Genomic DNA, 517 nt, shown 5'->3' with positions numbered 1-517 from the left:
TTGTAAAAGCGCTTAAAATTAAGGTACATGCTACTAACTAGTATCTAAACGTTTTATAAAGGAGGAGCGTTATGACTAATGTTGAATTGAAGGGAATCATTACACCGATTTTGACTCCTATGAAGGAAGATGAAAGTATCAATATTGCCGAGTTACGCAATCAGATTGATCGCCTAATTGCTGGAGGCGTTCATGGAATTTTTCCTTTTGGGACTAATGGTGAAGGTTATATTCTGAACTCGGATGAAAAATTATAGGTTTTAGAAGCAATCATTGATCAGGTAAAAGGACGGGTTCCAGTTTATGCAGGGNTCCACTCGTGATACTATTGAGCTGAGTAAGGCCGCAGAAAAACTGGGTGCCGATGTTTTGTCAATTATCACGCCAAGTTTTGCCCTAGCTTCGCAAAAAGAACTCTATGATCACTATGTTGCTGTTGCCAAGGAAGTTGATGTTCCAATTGTTCTTTATAATATTCCTGCTCGAACTGGCCAACAAACTCTTACCAGAGACCGTT

At 39.3% G+C, this 517-nt stretch carries 2 protein-coding genes; both read left to right on the top strand.

Going from position 1 to position 517, the window contains the following annotated elements:
* Positions 1-71: 71 nt before the first annotated feature.
* A complete protein-coding gene (locus FH871_RS34660) occupies positions 72-257 on the top strand; it encodes a dihydrodipicolinate synthase family protein (protein ID WP_019769287.1) in 186 nt (61 codons plus the stop codon).
* Between the two features lie 46 nt (positions 258-303).
* The coding region (locus tag FH871_RS34655) for a dihydrodipicolinate synthase family protein (protein WP_212768350.1) at positions 304-517 on the top strand (214 nt) is incomplete at its 3' end.

The organism is Larkinella sp. C7 (assembly GCF_006149005.1).
Taxonomy (GTDB): Bacteria; Bacteroidota; Bacteroidia; order Cytophagales; family Spirosomataceae; genus Larkinella.
This window is presented reverse-complemented; position numbering and strand designations above follow the sequence as displayed.